This is a genomic window from Neisseria sp. P0022.S009, assembly GCF_051956675.1.
In the GTDB taxonomy this organism is placed as follows: Bacteria; Pseudomonadota; Gammaproteobacteria; order Burkholderiales; family Neisseriaceae; genus Neisseria.
Window position 1 is genome coordinate 1 of record NZ_JBQCXE010000022.1, and the last position, 1,231, is coordinate 1,231.

The 1,231-nt window shown below is 46.5% G+C and carries 2 protein-coding genes; both read left to right on the forward strand.

Annotation, left to right across the window (positions count from 1 at the left end):
- On the forward strand, positions 1-230 hold a 230-nt coding region (locus ACTHUG_RS11230), incomplete at its 5' end, for a transposase (protein WP_440419716.1).
- A gap of 577 nt (positions 231-807) precedes the next feature.
- A partial coding sequence (locus ACTHUG_RS11235) for a contractile injection system protein, VgrG/Pvc8 family (protein WP_440386796.1) occupies positions 808-1,231 on the forward strand: 424 nt, incomplete at its 3' end.

A 1,231-nucleotide genomic window follows, 5' to 3' on the forward strand; every position in this document is an offset into this window, starting at 1 on the left:
AAGCACACCGCAAACATCCGCTGACGGAAGCGCAAACCAAACGTAACCGATATTTGTCGAAGACCCGTTATGTAGTCGAACAAAGCTTCGGTACGCTGCACCGTAAATTCCGCTATGCGCGGGCAGCTTATTTCGGACTGATTAAAGTGAGTGCGCAAAGCCATCTGAAGACGATGTGTTTAAACCTGTTGAAAGCGGCTAACAGGCTAAGTGCGCCTGTTGCTGCCTAAAAGGCGGCCCGGATGCCTGATTAATCGGGTATCCAAGGGGGATTAAGGGGGTATTTGAGTAGAATCAATGGATATTTGAAACAAAAACAGCCGAAAATCTTTGTTTTGGTTTCGGCTGTTGGGGGAAAAGGAATTTTGCAAAGGTCTCAGGCCGTCTGAAAAACCTTTCAGACGGCCTTTTTGTTTTTAGATTCTGTAAGTGATTGTACTACTGAAAGAAACAGGAGTTAGCAGACTAAAATACTAGCGTCATGAATTTAACATAATATAAATTATGTAGTTTTTCCCTATACCTAACAATCGCCGTTGTTTATTCCTGTTCGTTAACTATTGGTTAATCTTAAAAGATTCCGTATAGTACTCCAATTTTTAGTATAAAATCAATGGTTTTTAAGAGAAATGTGACTGCTTAATTTACCACTTTTTCCCTGAATGGTGGAATAGGGCAGGGTAAAATGGTATTTTATCCCTTATTTCAACCGTTCAGACGGCCTTTTCCCCATTCATCCCATTCGCTTTACCATCGGCATTATCCCCGTTACCATACAGTGTTCATCGTCAGTCGGATATTACCCTTATGACCGCCCGCCAATCCTACCATCTTACCTTTGCCCGTTTCTCCCCCTCACTTTCAGTCCGCTCCTTCACCGCCTCCGAAGCGGTCAATACCGCCTACCGTGTCGAAATTACCGCCACTTCCACCGATTCCTCGCTGCCGCTTTCTTCCTACCTCAACCAGCGCGCAGCCTTTGAGATTCGTCCGCAAGAAGGCTTACTGTCGGAAGTGGCCGGGGCATTCGGGGCTGCTTCAGACGACCCGCCGGCGAAGCAATGGCAGGGCATTATCACCTCATGCGAGAAGTTGTCCGTCTCCAAGGATGAAACCGTTTACCGCTTTGTTTTAGAGCCGCGCTTCGCGGCTTTAAAACATTTCCAAACTTCCCGGCTGTTCCAACACCAAACCATTCCCGACATCATTGTCGCCGTCTTCAAACACCACG